We start from the raw sequence: 26,463 nt of genomic DNA, 5'->3' as shown, positions 1-26,463 counted from the left end.
AGACAATACATTGGAAAAAATAAGATCAGGATTTATTAGTATTATAGGTAGACCAAATGTTGGTAAATCGACATTATTAAATACTTTATTAGGAAAAAAAGTTTCAATTGTTACTAATAAAGCACAAACAACAAGAAATCGCATTAATGGAATATTAACTCATCAAGATGCTCAATATATTTTTGTAGATACACCAGGAGTTCATAAAGCTCAACATGAATTGGGAAGATATATGAACAAAGTAGCATTATCTTCAACAAAAGGAGTAGATGTTATTTTATTTTTAGCACCCAGTGATGAATTTATTGGAGAAAATGATAGATTTATTTTAAATGCTTTAAGGGAAAGGGATGTACCAGTATTTTTAATTATTACTAAAAGTGATTTACTATCAGAAAGTCAACTTCTAAATAAAGTTGAAGAATGAAAACAACAAGATTTTGAATTTGAAAAAATTCTTAGTGTTTCATCAACAATGGGAAGTAACTTAGCAATGCTTTTAGATGAAATTAAAAAAAGTTTACCTGAAACTGGAATTAAATTTTATCCTGATGAAACTTTTACTGATCAACCTGAGCGTTTTTTAATTCGTGAGGTTATTCGTGAAGAAATTTTATTGCAAACAGAACAAGAAATTCCACACTCAGTTGCTATTTTAATAGATATTTTAGAAGAGAAAAAAAATATTATTAAAGTAATTGCATCAATAATATGTGAAAGACAAAGTCAAAAGGGAATTATTATTGGTAACAAAGGTAGCAAAATTAAATCAATTGGTATTAATTCACGTGAAAAGCTTGAAACATTATTTAATAAAAAATTCTATTTAGAGTTATTTGTTAAAACAAAAGAAAAGTGAAGACAATCAGCGTCATTAATTAAACAATTGGGGTATGACAAAGATAGTTATTAGGTGATGAAAATGGGAGCAACAAAAATAAATGCAGTAGTTATTGAATCTAGTGATTTTGATGATTATGCCAAAATTGTTAAAGTATTTAGCAAACAATTTGGTAAATTAAGTTTTATAGCTCCAGGTGTTAATAAATCAACTTCAAAGAATAAATATTCAGTTCAAACTTTTAGTTGAAGTGACTTTGAAATCTTTAAATCAAGAGGCGAAGATAGAATAAGTAAATTAAAAACAGGAGTTTTAAAGAAAGAATATTTTGACATAGCTAAGAATTATAATAACTATGTTTATGGATCAATTATTTTTAAAATTCTTGATCAAATAGAACAAATTAGTAATAAAAATTATAAGATTTTTAAAATGCTAGTTTTTGTTTTAGAAAATATAAATAATAATAAAAATCCATTTATAAACTATTTATTTTTTATTACTCATTTAATTCAAGAAACAGTACAACCTTTTAGGTTGAATGGCTGCATTAGATGCAAAAAAACAACTTTTCCAATTGTAAGATTTGAATATAGTGAAAATGGGTTTGTTTGTGCAAGATGTTTATGACCTGGTGAAATTGTTCACCCAGAGTCATTTATAAAAGTACTTTCAAATATCCATAAAAAGACAATTCACTTTAATATTGAACAAAAGTATGAGTATATTGATTTAATAGTTATTCATAATATTGTAGTTAACTATTATGAAAATAATTTAGGATTTTATTTAGGACCAATATATCTATTAAAAAATACAGTAGCATTAAATGTAAATGACAAAATAGCAGATCGTTATAAATAACACTTATAATGTATTGACAATACTAGTTTAATGTAAGAAAATTCATAAGTATATCGATATGTGCAAACATCAAGTTTGCTTTTTTTATTGTTAGGAGAAAAAATGAAGGTAGAAATAGAAAAACTAATTTCGCATTTAAAAACACAAGGTTTTGTATTTCCAGGATCAGAAATTTATGGTGGTCTTGCTAATTCTTGAGACTATGGGCCGTTAGGTTCAGAAGTAAAAAATAAATTAAAAAAACTTTGATGGGATTTTTTTGTAAGAAGAAATGAATATAATATTGGTTTAGATTCATCAATAATATTAAATCCAAAAGTATGAAATGCATCGGGTCATTTAGGTAATTTTAATGACCCATTAATTGATTGTAAAAACTGCAAATCTCGTTTTAGAGCAGATAAGTTAATTGAAGAAAAATTTAATGATATTAATGTTGGTGGATGAAATAACCAAAAAATTGAAGAATTTATTAAAGAAAAATTAATAAATTGTCCAAAATGTAATGCTAATGATTTTACAAATATTAGACAGTTCACATTAATGTTTAAAACAAATCAGGGTGTTGTTGAAGATGAAGCATCTACAGTATACTTGAGACCAGAAACTGCTCAAGGAATTTTTGTGCAATATAAAAATTCTCAACGTGCTCTAAGAAAAAAATTGCCTTTTGGTATTGGACAAATTGGTAAATCATTTAGAAATGAAATAACACCAGGAAATTTCATTTTTAGAACAAGAGAATTTGAACAAATGGAATTAGAATTTTTCTTTTCCCCCAATGATAAAACTGACTGATTTGAGTATTGATTGGAAAAAGTAAAGTTTTTTTTAGAAAAAATAGTACTCATTGATGAAAAAAAATATTCAATAAGAGAACATGAAAAAGATGAGTTAGCTCATTATGCTAAAAGAACAGTCGATATTGAATTTGATTTCCCATTTGGGAGAGGTGAACTATGGGGTATTGCTCATAGAAGTGATTTTGATTTAAAACAACATCAAATCCATTCTGGACAAGATTTAACTTATTTAGATCCAGAAACAAATGAAAAATATTTGGCAAATGTAATTGAACCAAGTGTTGGAGTTGAAAGATTACTCTTAGCAATTTTTTGTCAAAGTTATGTTGAAGAAAAAATTGACAGTGGAGAAAGAATTGTAATGAAACTTCCTTATAAACTTGCTCCATATTCAATTGCAATTATGCCTTTGCAAAAACAACAAAATAAAAGGGCTAAAGAACTTTATAATGCAATGCTAATAGATTTTGATGCAACATTTGATGAAACAGGAAATATAGGGAAACGCTATAGAAGACAAGATGCAATTGGAACACCATATTGCATAACTATTGATTTTGACACTGAAACAGATAACAGTGTTACTGTTAGAAATAGAGACACTATGAATCAAGAGAGAATTGAAATTGAAAGTCTCAAAGAGTATTTATTAAAAAAAATACTTTAAGTAAGGAGTGATAAATTTGGCAATATCACAGAATCAAATTGATTCAGTTTTATTAAAAGCTAATATTGTGGATGTTATTGGCAAATATATTGACCTTCAAAAAAAGGGAAGAAACTATGTATCAATTTGTCCATTTCATGATGATTCAGATCCATCCATGAATGTATCCCCAGATAAAAAAATTTTTAAGTGCTTTGTATGTGGAACTGGTGGAAATGTTATTACATTTGTACAAGAATTTAATAATATAACTTTTTTTAAGGCACTTTCCTTAATAGCAAAAGATTTAAATATTAAAATTGATGGTTTAAAGGAATTTGAAAATAAAGTAAAACATAATTCAAAAGAGAGTACTTTATTTGAAATAAATAAAGCTGCTGCAAACTTCTTCAATGGTTTATTAATTTCTTCACTTTCAATTAAGGCTAGAGATTATTTAAAAGAAAGACAAATTAGTGAGCAAGAAATTGAAAGATTTAAAATAGGTTTTTGTCCAAAAAATGTAAAAGTTTATGATTATTTAATTAAACTTGGTTTTTCACAAGAAAATATTTTTGACTCAGCAATAGTTTATAAAAGCGGAGTAGATTATAATTGTACTTTTGAAAATAGATTAATTTTTCCAATAACTGATGAAGACTCAAATATTATTGGTTTTTCTGGAAGAGTAATTAATTCAAATCATTCTCCTAAATATAAAAATAGCAGTGAGAATTTAATTTTTAAAAAATCTCAATTGGCTTATAATTTTGATAAGGCAAAAAAAGAGGCTAGAATTAAAAATGAAATAATTATTTTGGAAGGCTTCATGGATGTTATAAGTTTGGAAGCCATTGATATAAAAAACTCAGTTGCTATTATGGGAACAACAATGAGTGATTATCACTTAAAATTATTTTCAAGAGTAGCTAAAAGATATAAATTATTTCTTGATGGAGATAAAGCAGGAGTCAACGCAGCATTAAAAATTTCTCAGTTTTTACTTGAAAAAAATATTGATGTAACAATTGTGGAAAATAATACTGGTAAAGATCCAGATGAATTAGTGAAAGATGGAGAAAAAAATTTAATTAATCAAATGATTGAAAATAGTTCCCATCCTGCAAACTTTGCTACTAGATTTTTTTCAAAAGATTTAGATATACAAAACTCTTTAAAGGTTAATGATTTTATTGAAAAAGTTATCACAGTTCTGAAATACGAAAGTAAAGAAAACATTGTTGAATCAGTTGTTGCGAATTTAGCAGATATTACAAGACTTGAAAAAAGTACTATATTTAAAACTTTAAACAAAGCAATAAGTAAAGTAAAATCTAGTATTTCAAAAAAAATAGATGCAAATTATCAAGAAAATAATATGGTTGACTTTAACGAGGGGCAAGATTATATCAACAGAATGCTAAATACTTTTGTAAATGATGAAAATAGTCAATTTGAAATTCCTGAATATGGTTATGAAACTATTAAAAAGGATAAAATAGTACAATCCAATCTTCAGCAATATAAAAAAAATCATTCTAAAAATTTTGCAGAGGCTGCAATTGTTTGAAATATTTTAGATAATGATTCTTTACTTGATGATTTGGATAGAAAAATAAATAATATTGAAAATATTAATGTTAAAAGAACAATAAACTTTATAATTGAACAATATAAAAAAAATGGCTATGTTGGTCATAATTGAGAACAAATAGCAAATGAAATAAAAAAACTAAATAAGAACTATTGTGAATATATTTTTGAAATTAAAAATAGACATTTCACAGCTTTGCAAAAAACTTTATCACCCAAGGGTTTAGAAGATTGTTTTGATGCAATAGAACTTTATAAAATTGAAGATGAAATAATGCTTTATAGTGAAAAAATTAATTCAACTCAAGATGATGAATTAAAAATTAATTATGCAGAACATAGAGAAGAATTATTAAAACTTAGAAATAAAATATATGAAAAAAGGAGAAAAATATAATGGCGCTAAACTTAAAAAAATTTGAAACAATGGAAGAATTTAAGGACTATCTTTGAACTTATTTAGATAAAAATGACAACGAGATTGCACAAGAGGAAATTCAAGAAGTTATTTTTAAAAAATTTCAAGATATAGAAGAAGAAGAAATTAGTACACTTTTTGATGAATTAGCAAAAAGAGAAGTAGTATTTACAGATGAGCTTATTGAAGAAGAACTAGATGAAGATGAAGATGAAGAAGACGAAGAAGATGATGCTGATGAACTTGAAGGTGAGTTTAGAAAAAGAGATAAAGAAAGAAAAGATCTAAAAAAAGCAAATGAAAATAATGCTCCTGTTAAATATCGTGTTGGGGGAATTAGCAATGAAACAAAAATTCAAGATATCATTAAATCATACTTTAATCAAATAGGATCTTCAAAAATTTTAACAAAAGATGAAGAAGTTGAATATGCAAAAATGTTAGAAGATAGTGACCCAATAATTGCTAAAGAAGGTAGAGATAAATTAATTACTTCAAACCTTAAATTAGTTATTTCTGTTGCTAGAAAACATTTAAATAGAGGACTTGATTTTGCTGACCTAATTGAAGAAGGAAATATTGGATTAATGAAAGCAGTTGATAAATTTGACTATAAAAAAGGATTTAAATTTTCAACTTATGCAACTTGATGAATTCGTCAAGCAATAACAAGAGCTATTGCTGACCAAGCAAGAACAATTCGTATTCCAGTTCACATGGTAGAAACAATTAATAAACTTACAAGAATTGAAAGACAATTAACTCAAGAATTAGGAAGAGATCCAACTTCAAAAGAAATTGCAAAAACTTTTGGTAAAGGAATTACTCCACAAAAAGTTATAGAAATTAAAAAATTATCGATTGAGCCAGTTAGTTTAGAAAAACCATTCGGAGATGAAGATGATACTCACTTTGGAGACTTTGTTGAAGATAAAGATATTTCTTCACCAGATGAATATGCTGAAAAAGAAGCTTTAAGAGAAGTAATTGACGAAGTATTTTGTGATATTCTTGCACCAAGAGAGGAAAAAGTTGTAAGAATGAGATTTGGAATATTGCCAACTAAGCTAAGAACATTAGTTAGATTAGCAGAAGAATGTGATGATGATAGTTTTGAAGATTTAAAGCAAGAAATTGCTAATTTAGATATTCACTATGATACATCAATTGAAAGAATTCAAAAATACAAAAGTGCTATTATCCAATTACATCTTTCAAAATTTGATTCACCAAAAACTTTAGAAGAAGTAGGAAAAGAATTAAAAGTTACTAGAGAAAGAATTAGACAAATTGAAGCAAAAACAATTAGAAAATTTAAGCCGTCTGCATCAAATCCCAAGGCAAGAGTTTTAAGAGATTTCTTTAAAGGATAATAGAATGAGTTTTCTTACACCAAGATTATTTTCACTAGCAAAGTTAATCACAGATGGAGAAGTTGTAGCTGATATTGGAACTGATCATGCATATCTTCCAATTTATCTTGCCAAAGATGGTAAGGCAAAAAAAATATATGCAACGGATGTTGCAAAAAAACCACTTACTGTAGCAAAAAACAATATTGCTTCATTTGGAGTTACGGATAAAGTTGAAACAATTCTTGCAGATGGAATTGAGTGAACAATTTCTAAAAACATAAAACTTGATTCTTGTATTATTGCGGGGATTGGCTCTACATCAATTTTAGATATATTAGAACAAGATAATGAAAATATTTATTCTTATGTTATTGCACCTAATACTAATTTAGAACCAATTAGAAGTTGAGCCAAAAAATTTAAATATTTTATAGAAAATGAAATCATTGTTGAAGACAATAAGATTATTTATGAAATAATAAAAATTAATAAATTTGCTGGAACAAAAATAAAAAATAAAAAGGATATTATATTTGGACCTTTATTAAGACGTAAAAAAAATAATAAATTATTTTTACAAAAATGATTAGATGAAGAACAAAAACTTTTAAATTTATTACAACATGTACCTAAAAAAGATATGAAATATAAAGAGATTGCAAAAAAGAAAAAAATTATAAATAAACTTCTAAGAAGGAGAAATTTAATTAATGAATAAAATAAAAGCAAATGCTTTAATTAACTATTTAAATGATGTATTTCCACAAAAAAATGCATCTGAATGAGATAAGGTTGGATTACAATTGGAAGAGGTATATAACTTGGAAAGTCAAGATGAGATAGAACATATAGTTATTTGCCTTGATGTAACAAAGGAAGTAGTGGAGTTTGCAATTACAAACAAATCAAATTTTATTATTAGTAGACATCCATTTTTATTTTTTGATCTGGAAACAGAATTAAAAAATTTAGCAAAAAAAGAAATTTATGAATTATGTATAAAAAATGAAATTCAATTATTTTCTATACATACTAATTACGATAATAGTGATAAGCAAAATATTATTGATTTAATTGAAACACAATTAAATGTAAAAAATGTTGAAAAGGTGGGAGTATTTAATGAGGGTTATAAAATTAAATTACTAAGCTCGTTAAGTTTAAAAGAGATAATTGAAAAACTAAAATTCATTTTTGGAAAGCAGCAAGCACTTCTAACTAGAAATTCAAATTTAGAAAAAGAAATTGATTATATTTTTCTAACACCAGGTTCTGGGGCATCAACTATGATGGATTTACAGTTGCAAAATGAGTTTTTTGTAACTGGAGAGGCAAAGTGAAATGAATGGCTTTATGCTGATCAAAATAAAATGGACTTATTAACTCTAGGTCATTATATGGAAAATCATTTTATTGATGATTTAGAAAATAAATTATTAAAAACATTTAATGATGAAGTTAAAATAAGTGCTTTTGATATTAAAAACACTTTTATCATTTTATAAAAAATATTGAAAAAACGAAATTACTTAATTTCGTTTTTTATTTCTTCAAGATATTTTATAACTTGATTTTGAATAATACTTGATGTAGAAGCTCCTGCAGTGACCGCGACAGTATTAATATTTTCTAAGTCCTTAATTTCAATATCCTCTTTACGATTTATTCTTATTGCTTTTATACCTTTATTTGATGACAACTCTACTAATTTCATTGTATTATTACTTCTTTCATCTCCAACAACATATAATAGATCAACTTCTTTTGGATTTAAATCAAGTATTGCTTGTTGTCTTACAAGAGTTGCTTCACAAATATCATTTTTAAAAATGGCATTTTCATATTTTTCTTTTATTTTGTTATAGATTAGATCAGTATCAATTATTGACAATGTAGTTTGATTTGTTATAAAAATATCTTTATTAGATATTTTTAAGTTTTCAACTTCTTGCGTATCTGTTACTAAATGAATTTTTTCATTATCTAAACTTGTCAAAGCTATTGTTTCAGGGTGAGAATGTTTACCAATAAATACGATATCAAAACCAAGATTTAAGTATTTTTTTATTATATTCTCTGTTTCTAAGACTCATTCACATTTAGTATCTACAACAATTAATCCCTGCTCTTCGGCTACCTTTAAAACTTTTAAGTCAGTTCCATGAGCTGAAAAAATAACAACACTTCCTTTGGGAATAGTTTTTATAATATCTAAACGAGATTTTTTTCAATCATCAATAGCTATTATTCCAAGCTCTTCTAGTTCATTTACTATTATTTTATTGTGCACTAAAAGGCCAATCATATATATTTTTTTATCTGGATATGCTTTTACTGTATCTTTTGCCATTTTTATAGAAATTACAACTCCAAGACAAAAACCACGTGGTGTTACTTTTAAGACTTTCATTAAATACCTCACTTTTATTATTTTACTATTTATTTAATAGTAAAAGTAGGAAAGTCTTACTTTTGTTTTTTATTCTCAAAATTTAACTCATTATTTACTTAAAATATCATTAGTTTATTAATTTTGTTTTGTTGTAAATTATAAATTTAATTTTAGTTTAATTTCCTTTATACTTTTCTTGTGTATCTGGAATTATATTTTAATTTAGGGAAAATATTATCAATTAAATCTCCGAAATTTTATAGTTCTAAATAGAAGTTTTTATAAAACTTAATTGACTTTTATAAAGAGGATAAATTAATTCTTAATTTATAGAAAGATAATAGGTTGTTATCATAACTTTAATAATAAAGAATAATAGTTTTTAATAAAAAATTTTAAAGTGTTATATTTTTTAGCGTAAGTTATACAAAAAGAAAAAGTATATAAAAAAGTTGTTAAGTTTATTTAGAAGCATATTTTTAGTACCATTTCTTGTTTTGATACTACATCACAGATTAAATTTACTTTGAAAAATGTTTTTATAATTTAAAAAGTAGAAAAATTACCAACTATTGAAGATATATATGAAGCAATTTCAAAAATTTACAAGAATGATCAGAATTGAAAATGAACAGTAGGTTTAAAAGAAATTTTATTTATTAAAGATCTAATAAATAAAGAATGTGTATTAAAGTTTTTGAAAATAGGGTTATTCAATCCTAACTGGAGAAACAAAATTTATATATATGAGAAATATAAAAACTATAATGAAAGAAAAAAGTAGTTTAAGTTTATCAGTTGTAAAATTACTGTTTTTTTATTTTTAATAGTATTTATAAATTAAAAATAATATCTTTTCTAGAAGGTTATATTAATGCTCTTAAATATCTTTGATTTTGTAATTGTAAAAATATTTATTAAAAAATAAAGGAGAAGAAAATAGTATTGTAAACAGAAACAAAGATTATATTTTATTAAAAATAAAATTCGATGAAAATAATTGAGGCATGATAATATTGCATTTAGGAATTTAATTACTTAAATTTATTAAAATTCTAAAGGTATTTTTCTAGTTATTTAATTTAAAAAGAAAAACTGAATATAATAAAACTTTTATCATACAAAAATTTTAAAAATATTTTATAATTTTAATTACTATTTCTATAAGATATATTTTGTTTTTAAATAGAATAATATAAAAATTATAGTTATAAATAATTAAGGAGAAAACATGAAAAAATTACTTAGCTTATTAGGTGGATTAAGCCTAATTGTAACCTCAAGTGCTACTGTAGTTGCTTGTGGTAACACAACAAAACCAGAAATAACAGATTATAACAAATTAATTAAGGACCTTGAAGAACATATTAATGAAGTTTTTTTGGAGCATTTAGAAAACAATGTTTATAAAAATCTAATAGGTTTAACTATGGACGAAAATGAGTACAAGTTTTTAAATAGAACAACTATTAAAACATTTAAAGGTAAATCTGCAAGTGAAATAGGAGAAAAAAACTTAGTTCCTTTAGTTGATGATATGAGTAAAATATTAGAGCTTAACCAATTGGAATCTAAATTAAATGAATTAAAACTTGTTAATAAGTATAATATTCTTTTAAGTGATGTAAATACCTTATATAAGGGGATTGTTTTTGATTGAGATACTTTGGATATTAATACAAATGAAAATGATAAATTATATTTAGCTAATGTTTTATTAGATTACAAAATAGAAGTTCAATATAAGGGTGAAAAGGAATTTGAAGTTATATCAATGAGCGATTCAGTTAGATATACGCTAACAAATGAAGAGACCTTAAAGAAATCATCTGATAAATTTTATGAAAATATTACAAAGGATTATTTTTTAGGACAAGATTCGGATTCTAAAAAATACTCAAATTTACTTTGAAATGATATCAATGGTTCAAAAAGTGAGTTAGATGGATATGGAGATATTGAAAAAGAAATGGACAATTACTGAAATAATACTGCAAAAGAAAATGGTTTTACGGACTCTATTAGCAGTTTTATTAAAACTAATTATTTTAGTGAATTACCTACATTACCTCTATTTTTTAAAGAAGATAATTTTTATAAAGGTTCAGATTTAAATAAAACATCTTTATTTAAATCTATTAACAAACCAAAAGCATTTAATGATGAGGACGCAATTAAGTTTAATTATAAAACTGAGACGGGTCAATTAATGCTAGAAAGTATTTTTAGAAAAAATCCTGATATTAATCCGACAGATTTTATATTAAGAAATAATTACTTTACTGAAGGGAATCTTGCTATTTGAAAAAAGGATTATAAAATATTAAAAGAAGAGTTTATTAAAAAATTAAATGTGGATTTACAAGCAATTGAAAAAACTGAGGAATACAATAGTTCGTTTTCAATGGGTTATGTTAATTTAACTGGGCCTTCAATTAATTTTCCTGAGGATAAATATGTTCATTATTTACCTGATTTTAAAATTGCTATTAATTATATAATTGATTTAAATCAATCTTCGGATGAAATCTTGAATGATATGAATGAGTTTTCTATAAATTCAATTAAGGCATTTCATAAAGTTTATGGTGTGGATTACGATTATAATTATTTAGATAATAATTCACAAAATGATATACTAATGGCTATTAAAAAGTCTGATTTTACAAAGGACATTCAATTTGCAAACACAACTTCATCAACGCCATTTAATCTATTTATGTCATTATACAAGAATAATTTATCCTTATATAGAGAAGAACTATTAAAAAACTCAAACTTACCATTAGATTCAATATATTTATTTGATTTTAGAAAATATTATGAGTTTTTAGATGTTCCAGTAAGTACTCCTATAAGCAGATACTATAAAGAATATAATCCTGAAAGAGGAATAGTTTTGAAGGTAGATTCGAAAGCTAATTATGAGAACGAAAAAATAATGTATTGAAATTTAGGTTACCTAAATTTACACTTTGATTTAGATCAAATAATTGATGGAGTAAGAGATTCATATCAAAAGGATTTTATTGTATTTTCATAAAAAATATTTATATTTTTGATTATAAATAAATATATTACTTTTAAATTTAAGTTTGAAAGTAATATATCAGGTATATATTTTTTTTAAAAGGAAAATATGATAACTTATGTTTAACAGTTTGGAGATATTGCAAACTGTTTTTTATATTATATTTAAAGCCAATATTTATTTTTAAATTTCTAAAAAATCTAAAAGCATATTTTAAAATTTAAATAATAAGCAATTATGTTGCAAAAAACAAGATTCATATAACGAATAGCTTTTGTATTTTTCATAATAATAAAAATTAATTTTGGATATTTTAATAGTTTAAACTCCAATTTTATATAATTCTTTAAGATTTCTTGCAAACATTCATTTTTAGTTGAACTAGATTGTAAATAGCACTTCAAATTAATATATAATTTTTTTATCTCTTTCTTCCATAATTATCACTTTTATTATTGGGCTAAAGTAAGATTCAATTGATATAATTTATTCCATTAATATTTGTCTAATTGCAGAGTGATTTATTATTATTTTTTAATTTAGTTCTCAATAATGTTTAATACTAAACTCATAATATTTAGTTTGAAATAATTCAATTATTTCATCTTTAAATAATTGTTAAATTTTATTTATAGGTATTTTATTGGTAATTTTATGAATAAAATATTTTGCTCCAATCTCTTGAAATCCTTTAAGCTTTCGTCTTGTGTGTCTAATACTATAGCCTAATTTATAGGTTGTATTTTTTAATAGAGTCTTTTCTTAAAGAAAATTCCTTAATTAATCTTAGTATTCTTGTTTCATGGTATTCAATAGTAATCCTTTCATAAAACCTCCATTTATTGATTATAAAGGAGGACAAAGTCGCTTGTTAATATGTAGGGACATAATCGCTTATTACTCATAAAAGAGAAATCAATTTTTTCTTTTTCTTAAATTAAAATAGAGATTTTCCTTTAAAATAATATTATGGAGTAAAAATATGAAAAAAATTAGTGAGTTTTTAATAAAATTAAAGCCATATAAAAGACTATATAAAATGTTTTGAATGATATTAACAATTACGATTTTGTTAGTTTTTCAAATTTTTATGTTATCACTTTCATATGCTGTTCCACATGCAAATGGAGGATTTCATTATTGATTTAAGGGATTACATTCATTGCTTGGGGAGTCAAGACATGAACCTAATTCAAGTCAAGGTTTTATTTTTGCAGCAACAATAATTGGCTATATTCCAATTATTCCAATTATTCCATTTTTATATTTTACATTTACAAATTGATTAATTCAAGAAAAATTGAGTGATAAATTTATTGATGTTCCAAAAAGTAAATATTTATATTGATCAACTTTTATTCATTTTTCAGCAATAGCATTGGTTTTTTTAATAATTCCAGGACTTTTAACTTATCTTGGTGGAGGGGGAATTCTTCCTCATCAAGCCTTTATAGCTGTGCAAAATACTTTTAGTGACAATGTTGGTGAAAGAATAGGTGCAATAAGTGGAATTTTATATTATGGTGTTGGTTGCTTATTTGCAACAATTATAATTTTTTGAGTAATATGAATGATGCTCTGTTGAGTTGGTAAACAATTTCAAAAACTTATTGATATTTTTAATAATTGAAGGTATTCAAGAAAAGAAATGAAACGTGAATTAAAACTTCAAAAATTAGAAGCAAAAGCAAACAAGAAGAAAAAACAAGAATAAGAAGAGTATAATAAAATAAAATTGAAAGGAAGTTAAGTTATGAAAAAGTTGTGTTCAATTTTGGGTTCATTAAGTTTGGCTGTATTTTCATCTGCAAGCGTTGTTGCTTGCAAGGGTGGTCTTGACCTTAGTTTAAATTACACTGATGAAGAAAAAATTATGTCTATTTATAACTTGACAACTAAAGATTTAGTTAAAAATGGTGTTAAAATAAAAACTTTAGTATCTTCTGAAGATATTGACGCTGTTATCAAAGCACTAGATTTGAGTGAAATTGTTAATGAAAATCCTAATGGAAACTTAATAAAAAGCAGTTTGGGTGTTTTTATTATGTCAAATCAATTATTAAATGAAATATCTTCAAAAGTTCCTGGATATGGATGAATTTCAAATAAATTAACTTGACAATCGCAATGATCAATAAAAGATTTAATGGCAAGAGAGGATTTGTCATTATTTAATAATGTTAGTGGATGAATGTACAAAGGAAAAGAAGAAGATGATTCAAAATGGTCTTTATCTGTGACATTCTTAAATGAAGATAAAACTGGTTGAAATGGTGTTGAACCTGCTAAATATGCAAGAATTAATATAAATAGAAAACTTGTCGCAGATGCTTTTGGAACAGTTAATGGTGATTTTTCAAATAGGAATGTAGTATATGGTGGTAATACTGCCAATGCTCAAGATAGTTTTTTAAATCCCAATAATCCTGAGTTAGGTGTAATTTATCAAGGATATGCTAATTCTTCTAAATTAATTGACTTAAAAGATATTTTAAGTGATGATATTGGAACAATTCCAATTGGGTTTTTTAATTATTCACCTAGTGCAACTGATTTTGTGAATAATAAAATAATTTTATTAGATTTTGTAAATAAAGTTTTACAAGCAAGTAAAAAAGAAATTGAAGAAAGTTTAAATAATTATCTTTTGAATAACCCAATTTATTTGGGAGAGGGCTTAGCTGTTGAAGAAATTAATAATATTATAAAAAATCAAATATATATTATTTTAATGACTAATTCAATTGATAGAGAAAATTTAAGAGATAAAGAAGGAAAACCATTATTTGTTGATGAAGCAGAGCAAGCAGAGTCTTTAATTATAGTTAAATCAATGATAAATAAACTTAAAAAATTATGTGAGCAAATGTTACTATCTTATAATACAAATTCTGATTCACAAAATATTGAAAAATTAGTTAATATGTTAAACACAATTCAAATTGAAGATTGTAGATTTAAAACAGTTAATAAAAAGGATTTTAAAGAAACTCTAAAATTAGTAATTGAGAACTCAAGAGATCAAAATAATCCTAATTCATATCAAAAAGCGTTTTATAAGGGAGAAGTAAATGCAACTTTGTTTAAAGTTGAAGATCAAAGTAGTCAGCAAAAGCCTCTAACATTAATCACTGATTATTTAGATTTTGGTTTTAATGATCAATACAAATTTAAAGTTCAATATTGAGGTAATTCAACACCAATTAGTGGGGGAGAAGATCAATGATATTCTCCTGATGATCAAAGAAATAAAGATGAATATATTGCAGATAAAGGTTTTAGAAATATATTCTTAAGTCATAGATTTGATAATTCCAAAAATTCAAATGATAGTGCTCAATTACTAAAAAAATATGATGAAAATGTAGGGATAACTTATGATATTTTTGACTTTGATGAATCTATTGCAAATCCAACTGATGAACAAATAGAAGCAAAAATGCTAGAAAAATTAAATGAAGCTATTAAATTAGATCCAGAAGCTTCAATTGAAAATGTAACAGCAGATTCATGAAGAATTTATCATTTAATGGCGTTAATAAATAGTAAGGCAAATGAAAAAATAAAGTCTTTATTTTCATATGATAAGAACAATGCAATAGGAATTCATGAGGAAAACATCTCACTTGATTATTGAAATAAAGCACCAGGTGATTTTGCTAAAGCTGATGATGATATCGCTTTTGCAGAACTGATTAAAGAAAATGAAGTGCCTCTTATTGTTACTGATCAAAAGTATAATAGTAGCAATACTAATAGAGAAGATATTTATAACTCAGGAGTAGAGTCTATTTGAACAAATAAATTGGAATTAAACATTTATGCAGGAAAAACAAATATTTATGGAAAAAGATATGATCAAGATATAAGTGATATAAATAATTGGTGGACTGATAAAGATAGAATATATTGAAGTTTTAATTCACTAGTTGCAATTCCAAATCAATATAAAAGTAAATTAATAGAATATTGACAAAAATATGTTTCAAACAATCCCAAAAATCCAGATTATAATCCTTCTTTATAGTTAAAAGTAGTAGTAAAAGTAAGAAATTAATTAGTATTTAATTTAAAAAATAATGGAATAATACTAGTAATTAATTGTATTATTGTTTATAATATATAACTTTAAATAAGAAGTAATATTATGTTATAATAGATATATAGAATTTTTTAAAAAAATGGGGGTTAAAAAAATGTATATTATAAATTATATTGACGGAAATTATTGTGTAATTAATACTCTCTCTAATTTATTAGTTGCTAAATTCATTAAATTAGAGGATGCAACAAATTTTATTCAAGCAGCAAATACTATCAATTTTGGTTTTCCAAATAATATAAATAAATTCTCTAACCCAGTACCTCAAAATGTACCTGTTGCTAAAAATAATACTCGTATAAAAAGAACTTATGATTGCTGCTCTCATGGAAAATGTCAAGAAAATCATAATAAACCTGATGAAACAATGATGGTTGTTAAAAATATGAGTGAACAAAATAAAATGTTGCAAAATAAATTAAGAGAACTTAATAGTAAAATCAATTCAGTTATTGAAGAGAAAACAGCAATTTTAAACGAAAATGAAATTTTAAAATCAATTATTGTAAACTCTGATGATAACGACGATGATGATGAAGTAATTGAAAAAGTAGAAGTAAGACAAGAATTTATTCCTCAACCTCAACCTCAACCTCAACCTCAACCTCAACCTCAAATTCTTGATGAAGATGAAGATGAAGACGATGAAGACGATGAAGACGACGAAGTTGAAGATGAAGATGAAGATGATGAAGAAGTTGAAGATGATGAAGAAGATAATGAAGACGATGAAGAATTGCAAGATGGAAATAATTCACAAACTGAGATAGAAGAAGCAGAAAAAGTTTACTTGAATAGAGAAAATGTAGATGAAATATTGTCTAAAAAAGAATTAAAGAAACTTAAAAAAGAACAAAAAAAAGCTTCAAAAAAAGCAAAATAAAATTTATAAGATATTAATAAAATAAAAAAAAGCACTTTAGGGAAGTGCTTTTTTTATATATTATTATTAATCATGCTTTCGCATATTATTGATTTGCTAATAATTAAAAAGATATGAATGAGTAATGAAAGGTCACATAAAAGGCTATGAAAACAAGTGACCTAATCGAAAGAAAGGATGTTATATTGAATTAAAGAATGAGTTTTTACAAATTATTGACAAATTTGTATTATCAAAATTTAACAATCATAGCCCTGTCCAAAGGACATAATTAAATATATCAAAAAAAACTATAAAAATCAATTTTTTTTGAAAAAATTTAAAGAAAATTTTCTTTTTAAAATTTAAAAATATAAATATAAATTCTATATTTTTTAAATATAATGTTTATATCTAGAATTGAAGTGAAAGAAATGCAAAGATATATATGTGAAAATTGTAAAAAAACAGCTTCTTACAAAAAAATTAATCAAGTAAATAACTTAATTTTTATTTGTAAAGATTGTATTATAAGTACATTAGGGGCTAAATTGACAAATAATAACTCTAAATGTAATCAATGTAATAATGATTCAAATTATATTGTAATCAATCAATTAAATAGAATAAAACAAGTTTGTGAAGAATGTTTATTAAACCAATATCAAAAAATTTAATATTGGTTATTTTATAGTTAAAAAAATACTTAAGTGCTTATAAAACAGTTTAATCTTTTTAAAAGAGAATTAATATAAAGTTGAATTGTGATCTTTTAAATTCAGAAATTTTTTTAAAATAGTTTTTTAGAAGTCAAGATGATCCAACATATAATTGTAATTATTCTAAAACAATTAAATTTGCATTTTCCAAAGGGGTTTTAGTTGGTTGAAATAGAGAGTTACAACTAAATCTAAAAAATTGAATAGGAGAATAATTTTACTCTAAATAAATCGGATAGTAGTTTAATGAATAAAAAAACTAAAAATGTTTTTTTATAAATAATCAATATTTGGAAAAGTGAATACTTAAAAATTAAATAAATATTTTTTATCAACAAACTTAAAACCGAAAGTGATACTTTTGTTTAACTACTTTATTTAATTATTTTTTTGAAAATATTTTATAAAAATAATATTTATGTATGATTATCAATGTTACATAGAGAAAAAATTAGTATTAAAAATAGAATATATCAAAAGATAAAGTGAATATAGTTATTCTTATATACAAATGATACTAACTTTTGTTATAAGCACTAGATATAGCGATGGAAAATAACTTAAAAAAAGGTATAATAAAAATATGTTTTAATGAGGAAATATATGAAAAAACATTTTAATAAAATAGCAGGCAATAATAATTTTTGTGATTTTGAAGAGAAATTAAATTTTTTTGAGTATTTTGATATTAATAGTAATGATTTAGAAAGTGCTTTTGATGTATTGAAAAAATATGAAAAAAATATGAAAAATTTAAGAAATATGATGGAAAATCAAATTATTGAAAGATTTAATTTTTATGTAAATAATTCTTTCAATAAAAAAGATAATAGTTTTGTTGAAAATAAAACAGAACAAGAAAAAAAACTTTCAAAGGCATTAGTAATTAGTGCTATTTTTTTAGCAGCTAGATTAATTTCTCAAGAATATATTGAATTGAGTACTTCAAGTGAATTTTTATATCAAGAAGAAAATAATTCTCATAGTAGTTTCAGTTTTAAAAATTATAAAAATAGTTTAAAAGGTTTTTATGAAACACTTACAGCTTGAGGTTTATTTTTTACAGATGATTGTGTTGAAAATTTAAGTATTTTATCAAGAATGGACGAGTATATTAAAAATAATGTTTATTCAATGAAAAGATATAAAGATATTTTTTTATATCTTTGACTTTATACTCATGTTAAAAATTCTTGTGATTTGAGTACATATAAAAATAATGCAAGTGAAATAAAGTCGTTTTTTCCAAAGATAACAGGAAATGCTTTAGCTCCTTTAAATTATGAATATATCTTTGATCAAGGAGAATATCCCGATGAAACTGAAATAAGAAAAAATATTATTAATGACTTTAAAGCATGATCTATTGAAGCATATGATAATGTAATTAATAATCAAATTAAAAAGTATTATAAGAGTGCAGATTTTTTAGAAAATCTTAATTTTGAAGAATATTTTAACTTAGTAGATTTAATAAAAAATATGTTTCTAAAAAGAAACTTTTATTCTCTTGGCAATATTCAAGCAAATATGGTAGAGGAAAGTTCAAATGCTGGTTCTAAAAATTACTCAGCTGAGCAAATAGAGATAGCAAGTAGTTACTTAGTTTTTAATAAAAATTCAGGTGAGTTTAATAATAAAAATATTGATGAATATTATAGTTTAATTTATAAGAAACCAATACTATCTTTTTTAAATCAAAATAAAACTAAAATTTTTATAACTTATCCAGAGTTTTTGTGAATGGCAAAACACATGCAAAAGAGATATCATTTCTTTGATAGCAATATTTCAAACAAACTTTTTTTAATGTTGAAAAAAGATTATTATTTAACATTAAATCAACAATTAAAGAAAATTGAAAGAAGATTTAATAATATTAAAGTATTTAATACAAATGAACTTCAGATTTTTAAACCAAGTGACGATAAAGAACAAAATAATAATATTGCCAATAGTATTATTTATGATCCTTGATTAAACAAAATATTTGTTATATTAGTAAATTTCTTTCCTCCAGAAAATATTGATTGATTAAATGAAAAAAGAACAATTGATACTTTTTCTGAAAATTCAAATTATGTTGCAAATATATTTTCAGAACCTCTAAATTTTGTTTTAAAAGAATTGAAGAAAATAAAGAAACAATTAAAAAAATTAGAACTTAAATTTAGTAATGAAAAAACTGTTGAAGTAGAGGGTATTTTATTTGTCAATGACATTTTAAATGCTATTCCTAAAGTTGAAGTAAATGGAGTAAATGTTTATGTCAGTTCAATTTCTGGAATGGAACATTTTACAAATAGTTATATTTATAAAAAATAACTTATTTTAACACTAACAAAGTGATTATTTTTGTTCAATATTGTAAAATAAGTTTGGAGGATATAATATTATGAAATTACCTTATATTGGAAGTGACTTGGATGGAACTATTGTTCAAAATAGTGACTTTAAAATATTGCAAAGCACAGTTAAAAACATAAATGAATACCAGAACTTATCAAATAATAGTCTTTTTTTAGTAACTGGAAGATCTTTACAAAATATGAAATATTATATCAAACAATTAAATATAAAACTGCCAGTTATTTGCTCTAATGGGGCTGTGATAGTAGATCCAATATCTTGAGAAGTTTATTATGAACAAGTTATGAAAAAAGAAATTGTAATTGATTTATTAAAATATGCTATAGAAAATGATTTAGATGTATCTTTATATACACCAACTAGTGTTTGTTCATTAACAATTGCAGAAAGAATAAAAACCTATAAAAAACTTTATGGTCACTATCCAAAAGATTGCCAACCTGACTTTATTTTATATGAAGATTATAATCAACTACTTGAAGATATTAACAATGATATTCATAAAATTATTAGAGTAATGTATTCACTTGATTATGAAAAAGAAACACAAGTTGCTAATAAACTAAAAGATTATTTAGAGTCAAAAAATTTGTATTATCCAACAACTATCATTCAAACAAGGATTTTAATTGATGCAATGCCAAAAGGGATAAATAAAGCCACAGGTGTTAAAAAATGAGCTGAAATAATGAAAGTGGATTTAAAAGAAATAATTGTTATTGGAGATAACAACAATGATTTAGAAATGATTAGTGAAATGCCCTTTGGAATTGCTGTGGGAAATGCCCATGATAAAGTTAAAAAGAGGGCTTGAAAAGTAATTGATAGAATTGAAAATAATGGTGTGGGTAAATTTCTAAAGAAATTAATTAGTAAAGGATAATAAGATGAAAAGAATTGCATTATTTGGGGGAAGTTTTGATCCAGTTCACAGTGATCATATAAATATAATCAAGAGCTGTAAAAAAAGCTTGAACTTTGATGAAGTTTGAATAATGCCAGCTTATGTTAATCCTTTTAAAAAACTTTCAACTTCAAGTGTTACTCAAAGATTGGAAATGCTAAAAATAGCAACTCAAAATTTAAATTATGTAAAAATTAAAACTTATGAAATTTCAAAGCAAACTTCAAGTTTTACATATGATACAGTTAAATATTACAAAGCAAAATTTCCTAAAATGAAGTTTTCCTTTGTAATGGGCTCAGATCAATTAGATGACTTTGAAAAATGAGATAACTTTAAGCAATTAATTGAAGAAATAGACTTTAAAGTCTTTTTACGAACAAAAGACTTTAATCAAATTATTGTTAAGAAGTATAATTTAGAAACTTTTGAATTTGAAAATAATTATCTAAGTTCAACAAAAATTAGAAATCTTGTTGATTTGAACTTACAAATTAAAGAAGTTAATGATTATGTTAACAACAATTTAATGTATTTATATGAAAGAGTTGAAAGTAAAATGGATGAAAAGAGGTATTTTCATTCACTTAATGTAGGTCAAATGGCTATGGAATTAGCACGCTTGAACAATTATGACTTAAATAAAGCTTTGATTGCTGGAACGCTTCACGATATAGCAAAAAGGTGAAGTAAAGATGAGATGAAAGCCTCTCTTTTAAAGTATAATAAGGCCTTATTAGAAGAACCAGAACCAACATGACATTCGTTTGTCGGAGCTTATCACTTAAAAAATGATTGGTTATTTAAAGATCAAGAAATTATTCAAGCAGTCTACAATCATACTGTAGGTTCAAAGGATATGACTATGCTTGATATGATAGTTTTTTGTGCAGATAAGATTTCATCAGAAAGAGATTATCCTGGAGTTGATAATTTGAGAGCCTTAGTAAAATCTGATTTATTAACTGGTTTTAAGCAATTGCTTAAAAACCAATATGAAGTAGCTGTTAAGAAACATTCCAAAGATTCAATTGGAAGAAATTTAACTGAAGCTTATAATTTTTGAGTTAGGGAGAATAAATAATGAAAACCTATGCTATTTTGTTTGCAATGAAAGAAGAAGCTAAAAGTTTAATTGAACAACTTTCACCAAAATTAGTAGAAGATGAGCACTTTGAAATTTATCAAAAAGATAATATTTACATAGCAATATCTAAAATTGGATTGATTAATGCAGCAAGTTGTTTTACTTATATTAATCAAAAATTTACAATTGACTACTTTATTAATGCAGGTTTAGTAGGTACATTTTCTAAAAAATTAAAGTCATTGGAACCAATTGTAGTAAAAAAATCATATTTAGGTAATGCTGATGCTAGGGGATTTGGTTATAAATTAGGTCAAATTCCAGGAATGGAGCAATATTATTGTTCAAATGATAAGCTTTTAAGTTTGTTTGAAGCTTTTCAACAAGTAGATATTTGTTCAAGTCATGTTTTTATTAACTCACAAGAAAAAGTGGATGAAATTATTGCTCCAATTAGCAATTCTATAGTGATTTTTGATATGGAATGCTTTGGTTTTTATCAAGCAGCATATCTATTTAAAAAACCAATAATAGCTTTAAAATTAATAAGTGATCATATTGATAATGGTAGCAACGAGTTACAATTTAAAGATATTTTAGAAAAAGGTAGTTTAAAACTTAGTCAATTACTTTTAAATATTATAAAGAAATAAATATTATTCTAGATATAGATTATAATTTACTTGGAAGGAAGTGAGTATTCATGGAATGTACAAAAGATTGCAAAGATTGTAAATGTAAATGTGAATTTGATGATAACTGTGCTAACTGTCAAATGTGTTCAACTGACACAAATCACGGTTAATAAAAAGATTAAAAAAACCTAAAGATTTTTAGGTTTTTTTAATGCTTTATTTACTATCACTTAAATTTTTTACGCCTCATTCAGAAAGTGAATCTAATATTGGTTTTAAACTTAGACCTAAATCAGTTAGAGAGTAGGTAACTTTTAATGGAATTGCTTCTTCAACCTCACGACTAATTATTTGCATTTTTTCCAAATGCTTTAAAGTTTCAGTTAAAACTTTAGTAGTTACACCATTAATTTTTCTCTTTAATTCATTAAATCTTTTTTCAGTTGTTAACAATTCTCTAATAATAAAAATAGTTCACTTATTTTTTAGAATAGATAAGCTAAATTCAACAGGACATACTTGCATTTTTAATTACTCCTTTTTAAAGTAAGTTACTTTAAAGTACCTACTTACATTGTTATTTAATAATAGTTATTATAACAAATAAGGGAGGTGAAAAAAAATGGCATTAGACTTAAATAATTTAGTTGAAATTACTAACGGTGATTTTGGTGAAATTGATAATCAATTAAAACAAGGAAAAACAGTTTTAGCAGCTTTACAAAAAGGTGAATTATTAACACAAGCATTAAGTAAAGGTGAAATGAATGATGGATTTGCAAAAATACAGTTCAAAGAAACAAAAGAAAATTGTGGAACTTGTGGTTGTCAAAAACCTGCAGATACTTTAGTTTATCTTTGAAGATAGTTATAAAACTTTAAATAAACAATTACTTATCGACAGTAATTTTGCATAAATAAACCAGGTTCTAACTCATTAAAAAAGTTAAATTATGGTTTATTTTTTATTAAAATGTCTTAAAATAATAGAGAAAGGAATGATAAAAGAATGAAGTGATGAATTAGTGACTTTGATGGAACTCTTACGTTAAAAGAAAATAATCATAATATTTCTCTTGAAGATGAGAATTTTGTTAAGCAGTGAACAAAATCAAATAAATTTGTAATTGCTACAGGTAGGGGTTTTTTAGAGTTGGATGAAATAATCAAAGAAAAGGGCTTTGATGTAGAATATCGAATAACTAATAATGGAGCTGCAATGTTTAAAAATAGTGAGTCTATTTATGAACTGTCAATTCCAATGAATGAAAGAAAGCAAATATTAGAAAATCTTAAAAAACTGCACAAGTTTTGTGGTATTAAAATTTCAGATACAAAAAATACTAATATAATATCTGGGATTGAGGAAGTAATTCCAAGATTTAAAGAAACATTAGTACTTCCACATTGATTTAATGTAGAAGATCGATTTCAAGATTTTATGGAAGAAATTTTACAAAATGAAAAATTAAACAATATTTCATTATATGCACATGTTCTAGATTTTGATTTAATAACTGACTTATTTAAAAATGTAGAGGGTATTAAAATAGTTAAAACAGCGCCATTTGTATTAGAAATAATGCATGAAGATGTTTCTAAACATTTAGGGATCAAATACTTACAAGATAAGTATAAAATTGACAGTAATGATATTGTTGTCAGTGGTGATGGTGACAATGATTTTGAAATGCTAAAAAGTTTTGAAAACTCATTTGTAATAAAATCAGCTACACCATTAGCGTTAAGTGCTGGTAAAACTAAAATTAGCTCAGTTAGTGAAATTGGTAAATATATTAAGTAGATTAAATCAACATTAATGTTGGTTTTTTCTTTCTAATTAGATAATTTTAAAATATAATTAAAGAGATAAGAGGTATAAAATGGCAAATCATTATAAACAAATTAGTAGTTTAATATATGACTTTACCAAACCTCCAGGAACAAGCATTGATGGAGATTTAGAATTTTATAAGTCTCAACTTTTACCTATTCAAGGAAAGGTATTAGAAGCAGGAGTAGGTAATGGCAGATTATTCATTCCGCTTTTAAAATATAAAGTTGATATTGTTGGTATTGATAAGTCACAAGAAATGATCAATATTTGTCAAAAAAATTTAGAAAAAGAAAATTTAACAGGTAACTTAATTTGTCAAGATTTAGAAGAATATAGAGAATTTGAAGCTTATGACTATATTATAGTTCCTAATGCAACTTTCAATTTACTTGAAACAAGAATTAAAGCTACAAAAGTTTTAAAGAACTTCTATGATTCTTTAAAACCACAAGGGACCATTATTATTGACCTAATCCTGCCAATTGAGTTTAAAGCGGGAAGTAATCATCAATATAGTCACTATATTGATGATCAAACAATAGTTGTAAAAAATTTAAGTAAGGAAATTAATTGAATCGAACAATATAGCATTAATCAAATTGATTATTATATTAATGAACAATTACAAGAAAGCCAAGAATTCAAATTATCTTGATATGGATGTGAAGAATTTTGTAATATATTAGCAAATATTGGTTTTAATGATGGAGTTTTTATTATAAACTATGGTAATAAAAGAAACTTAAATGTTAAAACAATTACATTTATTTTTAAGAAAGTTTAAAGAAAGAAAAAGGTAAGAAAGTATGAAGTTAGCAGTAGATATTGGTGGAACATCGATTAGGTTTGCTTTAATTGAAAATAATCAAATAATAAAAAAGGAAGTTATTGATACAGATGGCAATAACATGAAAAAAAACTTAGATGAAATTAAAGCAACAGTTGAAAGTTGAAATGAACCAATTGATTTTATTGGTATTTGTTGTCCTGGGCCTTTAAACTTAAAAAGAGGAACAATTTTAGTTACTTATAATTTACCTGATTGAAATAATAAATGTATTTTACAAGAATTTAAAGAACTATTTGAAATTGAAAATGTCAAAATAAACAATGATGGTAATGTAGCTGCTTTAGGTCAATTTAGCATAAGAAAGAATTTACACTCACTTTTATACTTTACCTTTTCAACTGGAATAGGTGCTGGTTTTATTAATCAAGGAGAAATATTTGAAGGTTTTAGTGGTGCTGCTTTAGAGATAGCGAATGCTTTACCAATGTATAATAGTGAAAATTCAAATAGAAGTGGAATTGAATTTTTAGCAAGTGGTAAAAATATCTGCCTACAATTAGCCAAATTAGGAGTAGAAGCTAATTCATCAAAAGAGGCTTTTGACTTATATAAAAAAGGTGATAATCAAATTGTCAATGATTTTTTTTCAATGATTGAAGAAAAATTAATAAGTTTAATATCTACTGCTATTTACTTTTTTAATCCAGAAATAATAGTATTTGGAGGAAGTGTGGCAATGTTTAATCAAGACTTTTTTGAATCAATATTTAAAAAAGTAATTGAAATTACAGCAGATATTGGCTATCAAACAAGATTTGAATTTGCTTTAGATTTAGATGATTCAACTTTATTAGGATGTTGTCAAATGTAGATAAATTTGTTTTTTTATTATAAACTCTTTAAGTAATTTAAGGAGAAAACATATGATATTTTTAGGAACAATTTTAATTTTGGCTTGGATATTAATTTTTACAATTATTGGTTGTAAAAGAGCAAAAAGTGGAAATATTTGAGGACTTTTATTAGCAACTATTGGTTTAGGATTTTTAGGGTTTGTAATTGCATACTGTCATTATGAAACTTGAAAAATTAGCAAAAAAAATAAACAAGATTTATTAAATAATTTAGCTATAAAAAGAGAAATTAAGGAAAATAATCAAGGGATTTAAAAGTGTAGATTTATCTGCACTTTTATTATAAATATCCATTAAAAA

At 24.4% G+C, this 26,463-nt stretch carries 23 protein-coding genes and 1 pseudogene; 21 read left to right on the top strand and 3 right to left on the bottom strand.

Annotation, left to right across the window (positions count from 1 at the left end):
* The first annotated feature begins 10 nt into the window (after positions 1–10).
* The 7 genes from era (at position 11) to AACL15_RS03915 (ending at position 8,025) form a co-directional block, all read left to right on the top strand.
* On the top strand, positions 11–913 hold the full coding sequence (gene era, locus AACL15_RS03945; RefSeq protein WP_339033659.1) for a GTPase Era: 903 nt from the start codon (positions 11–13) through the stop codon (positions 911–913).
* Positions 914–922: 9 nt separating this feature from the next.
* Entirely contained in the window at positions 923–1,705 is a 783-nt protein-coding gene (gene recO, locus AACL15_RS03940; RefSeq protein WP_339033658.1) for a DNA repair protein RecO, read from the top strand.
* 102 nt (positions 1,706–1,807) lie between these two features.
* Entirely contained in the window at positions 1,808–3,175 is a 1,368-nt protein-coding gene (locus AACL15_RS03935; RefSeq protein ID WP_339033656.1) for a glycine--tRNA ligase, read from the top strand.
* Between the two features lie 16 nt (positions 3,176–3,191).
* Positions 3,192–5,144 carry a DNA primase gene (gene dnaG / locus AACL15_RS03930; RefSeq protein ID WP_339033654.1) on the top strand — a complete coding sequence of 651 codons (1,953 nt, stop codon included), beginning with the start codon at positions 3,192–3,194 and terminating at the stop codon, positions 5,142–5,144.
* A complete protein-coding gene (locus AACL15_RS03925) occupies positions 5,144–6,538 on the top strand; it encodes a sigma-70 family RNA polymerase sigma factor (RefSeq protein WP_339033652.1) in 1,395 nt (464 codons plus the stop codon). Before dnaG ends, AACL15_RS03925 begins: the two co-directional genes overlap by 1 nt.
* 4 nt (positions 6,539–6,542) lie before the next feature.
* Entirely contained in the window at positions 6,543–7,238 is a 696-nt protein-coding gene (locus AACL15_RS03920; RefSeq protein WP_339033650.1) for a class I SAM-dependent methyltransferase, read from the top strand.
* Complete coding sequence (locus tag AACL15_RS03915) at positions 7,231–8,025, top strand: Nif3-like dinuclear metal center hexameric protein (protein WP_339033649.1); 795 nt, start codon at positions 7,231–7,233, stop codon at positions 8,023–8,025. The genes AACL15_RS03920 and AACL15_RS03915 overlap by 8 nt, the downstream gene beginning before the upstream one ends.
* Before the next feature lie 20 nt (positions 8,026–8,045).
* Here AACL15_RS03915 and ispH read toward each other — a convergent pair whose 3' ends face one another.
* Positions 8,046–8,930, bottom strand: a complete 885-nt coding sequence (ispH, locus tag AACL15_RS03910; RefSeq protein WP_339033647.1) for a 4-hydroxy-3-methylbut-2-enyl diphosphate reductase — start codon at positions 8,928–8,930, stop codon at positions 8,046–8,048.
* A gap of 1,213 nt (positions 8,931–10,143) precedes the next feature.
* Here ispH and AACL15_RS03905 point away from each other — a divergent pair.
* Positions 10,144–11,955 carry a lipoprotein gene (locus AACL15_RS03905; RefSeq protein WP_339033645.1) on the top strand — a complete coding sequence of 604 codons (1,812 nt, stop codon included), beginning with the start codon at positions 10,144–10,146 and terminating at the stop codon, positions 11,953–11,955.
* Positions 11,956–12,480: 525 nt separating this feature from the next.
* Here the strand turns inward: AACL15_RS03905 and AACL15_RS05495 are convergent.
* Positions 12,481–12,771, bottom strand: a pseudogene (locus AACL15_RS05495) (ISNCY family transposase); the annotation flags it as partial.
* A gap of 154 nt (positions 12,772–12,925) precedes the next feature.
* Here AACL15_RS05495 and AACL15_RS03900 point away from each other — a divergent pair.
* The 8 genes from AACL15_RS03900 to mtnN all read left to right on the top strand — a co-directional run bounded on the left by AACL15_RS03900 (position 12,926) and on the right by mtnN (position 22,640).
* Positions 12,926–13,657: a hypothetical protein gene (locus tag AACL15_RS03900; protein WP_339033643.1), complete on the top strand. Its 732-nt coding sequence runs from the start codon at positions 12,926–12,928 to the stop codon at positions 13,655–13,657.
* A gap of 39 nt (positions 13,658–13,696) precedes the next feature.
* Entirely contained in the window at positions 13,697–15,970 is a 2,274-nt protein-coding gene (locus AACL15_RS03895) for a hypothetical protein (RefSeq protein ID WP_339033641.1), read from the top strand.
* A gap of 169 nt (positions 15,971–16,139) precedes the next feature.
* Entirely contained in the window at positions 16,140–16,928 is a 789-nt protein-coding gene (locus AACL15_RS03890; protein WP_339033639.1) for a hypothetical protein, read from the top strand.
* Positions 16,929–17,341: 413 nt separating this feature from the next.
* Positions 17,342–17,584 (top strand): hypothetical protein, encoded by a 243-nt coding sequence (locus AACL15_RS03885; protein ID WP_339033637.1) that lies wholly within the window; start codon positions 17,342–17,344, stop codon positions 17,582–17,584.
* Positions 17,585–18,229: 645 nt separating this feature from the next.
* Positions 18,230–19,951 (top strand): hypothetical protein, encoded by a 1,722-nt coding sequence (locus AACL15_RS03880; RefSeq protein WP_339033635.1) that lies wholly within the window; start codon positions 18,230–18,232, stop codon positions 19,949–19,951.
* A gap of 70 nt (positions 19,952–20,021) precedes the next feature.
* On the top strand, positions 20,022–20,879 hold the full coding sequence (locus AACL15_RS03875; protein ID WP_339033633.1) for an HAD family hydrolase: 858 nt from the start codon (positions 20,022–20,024) through the stop codon (positions 20,877–20,879).
* A 4-nt stretch (positions 20,880–20,883) separates the two neighbouring features.
* Positions 20,884–21,984, top strand: a complete 1,101-nt coding sequence (locus tag AACL15_RS03870; protein WP_339033631.1) for a nicotinate-nucleotide adenylyltransferase — start codon at positions 20,884–20,886, stop codon at positions 21,982–21,984.
* On the top strand, positions 21,984–22,640 hold the full coding sequence (gene mtnN / locus AACL15_RS03865; protein ID WP_339033629.1) for a 5'-methylthioadenosine/S-adenosylhomocysteine nucleosidase: 657 nt from the start codon (positions 21,984–21,986) through the stop codon (positions 22,638–22,640). The genes AACL15_RS03870 and mtnN overlap by 1 nt, the downstream gene beginning before the upstream one ends.
* A gap of 198 nt (positions 22,641–22,838) precedes the next feature.
* On the opposite strand, the gene AACL15_RS03860 is transcribed toward mtnN, so the two are convergent.
* A complete protein-coding gene (locus tag AACL15_RS03860) occupies positions 22,839–23,147 on the bottom strand; it encodes a helix-turn-helix domain-containing protein (protein ID WP_339033627.1) in 309 nt (102 codons plus the stop codon).
* Between the two features lie 97 nt (positions 23,148–23,244).
* On the opposite strand from AACL15_RS03860, the gene AACL15_RS03855 reads away from it, so the two are divergent.
* The 5 genes from AACL15_RS03855 to AACL15_RS03835 all read left to right on the top strand — a co-directional run bounded on the left by AACL15_RS03855 (position 23,245) and on the right by AACL15_RS03835 (position 26,418).
* Positions 23,245–23,490, top strand: a complete 246-nt coding sequence (locus AACL15_RS03855; protein WP_339033625.1) for a hypothetical protein — start codon at positions 23,245–23,247, stop codon at positions 23,488–23,490.
* 141 nt (positions 23,491–23,631) lie between these two features.
* On the top strand, positions 23,632–24,426 hold the full coding sequence (locus AACL15_RS03850) for an HAD-IIB family hydrolase (RefSeq protein WP_339033623.1): 795 nt from the start codon (positions 23,632–23,634) through the stop codon (positions 24,424–24,426).
* A 79-nt stretch (positions 24,427–24,505) separates the two neighbouring features.
* Positions 24,506–25,243: a class I SAM-dependent methyltransferase gene (locus AACL15_RS03845; protein WP_339033621.1), complete on the top strand. Its 738-nt coding sequence runs from the start codon at positions 24,506–24,508 to the stop codon at positions 25,241–25,243.
* Between the two features lie 22 nt (positions 25,244–25,265).
* Entirely contained in the window at positions 25,266–26,120 is an 855-nt protein-coding gene (locus tag AACL15_RS03840; RefSeq protein ID WP_339033619.1) for an ROK family protein, read from the top strand.
* A gap of 52 nt (positions 26,121–26,172) precedes the next feature.
* Complete coding sequence (locus tag AACL15_RS03835; RefSeq protein ID WP_339033617.1) at positions 26,173–26,418, top strand: hypothetical protein; 246 nt, start codon at positions 26,173–26,175, stop codon at positions 26,416–26,418.
* Positions 26,419–26,463 lie beyond the last annotated feature (45 nt).

Source organism: Spiroplasma endosymbiont of Cantharis rufa (genome assembly GCF_964019665.1).
Taxonomy (GTDB): domain Bacteria; phylum Bacillota_I; class Bacilli_A; order Mycoplasmatales; family Mycoplasmataceae; genus Spiroplasma_A.
This window is presented reverse-complemented; position numbering and strand designations above follow the sequence as displayed.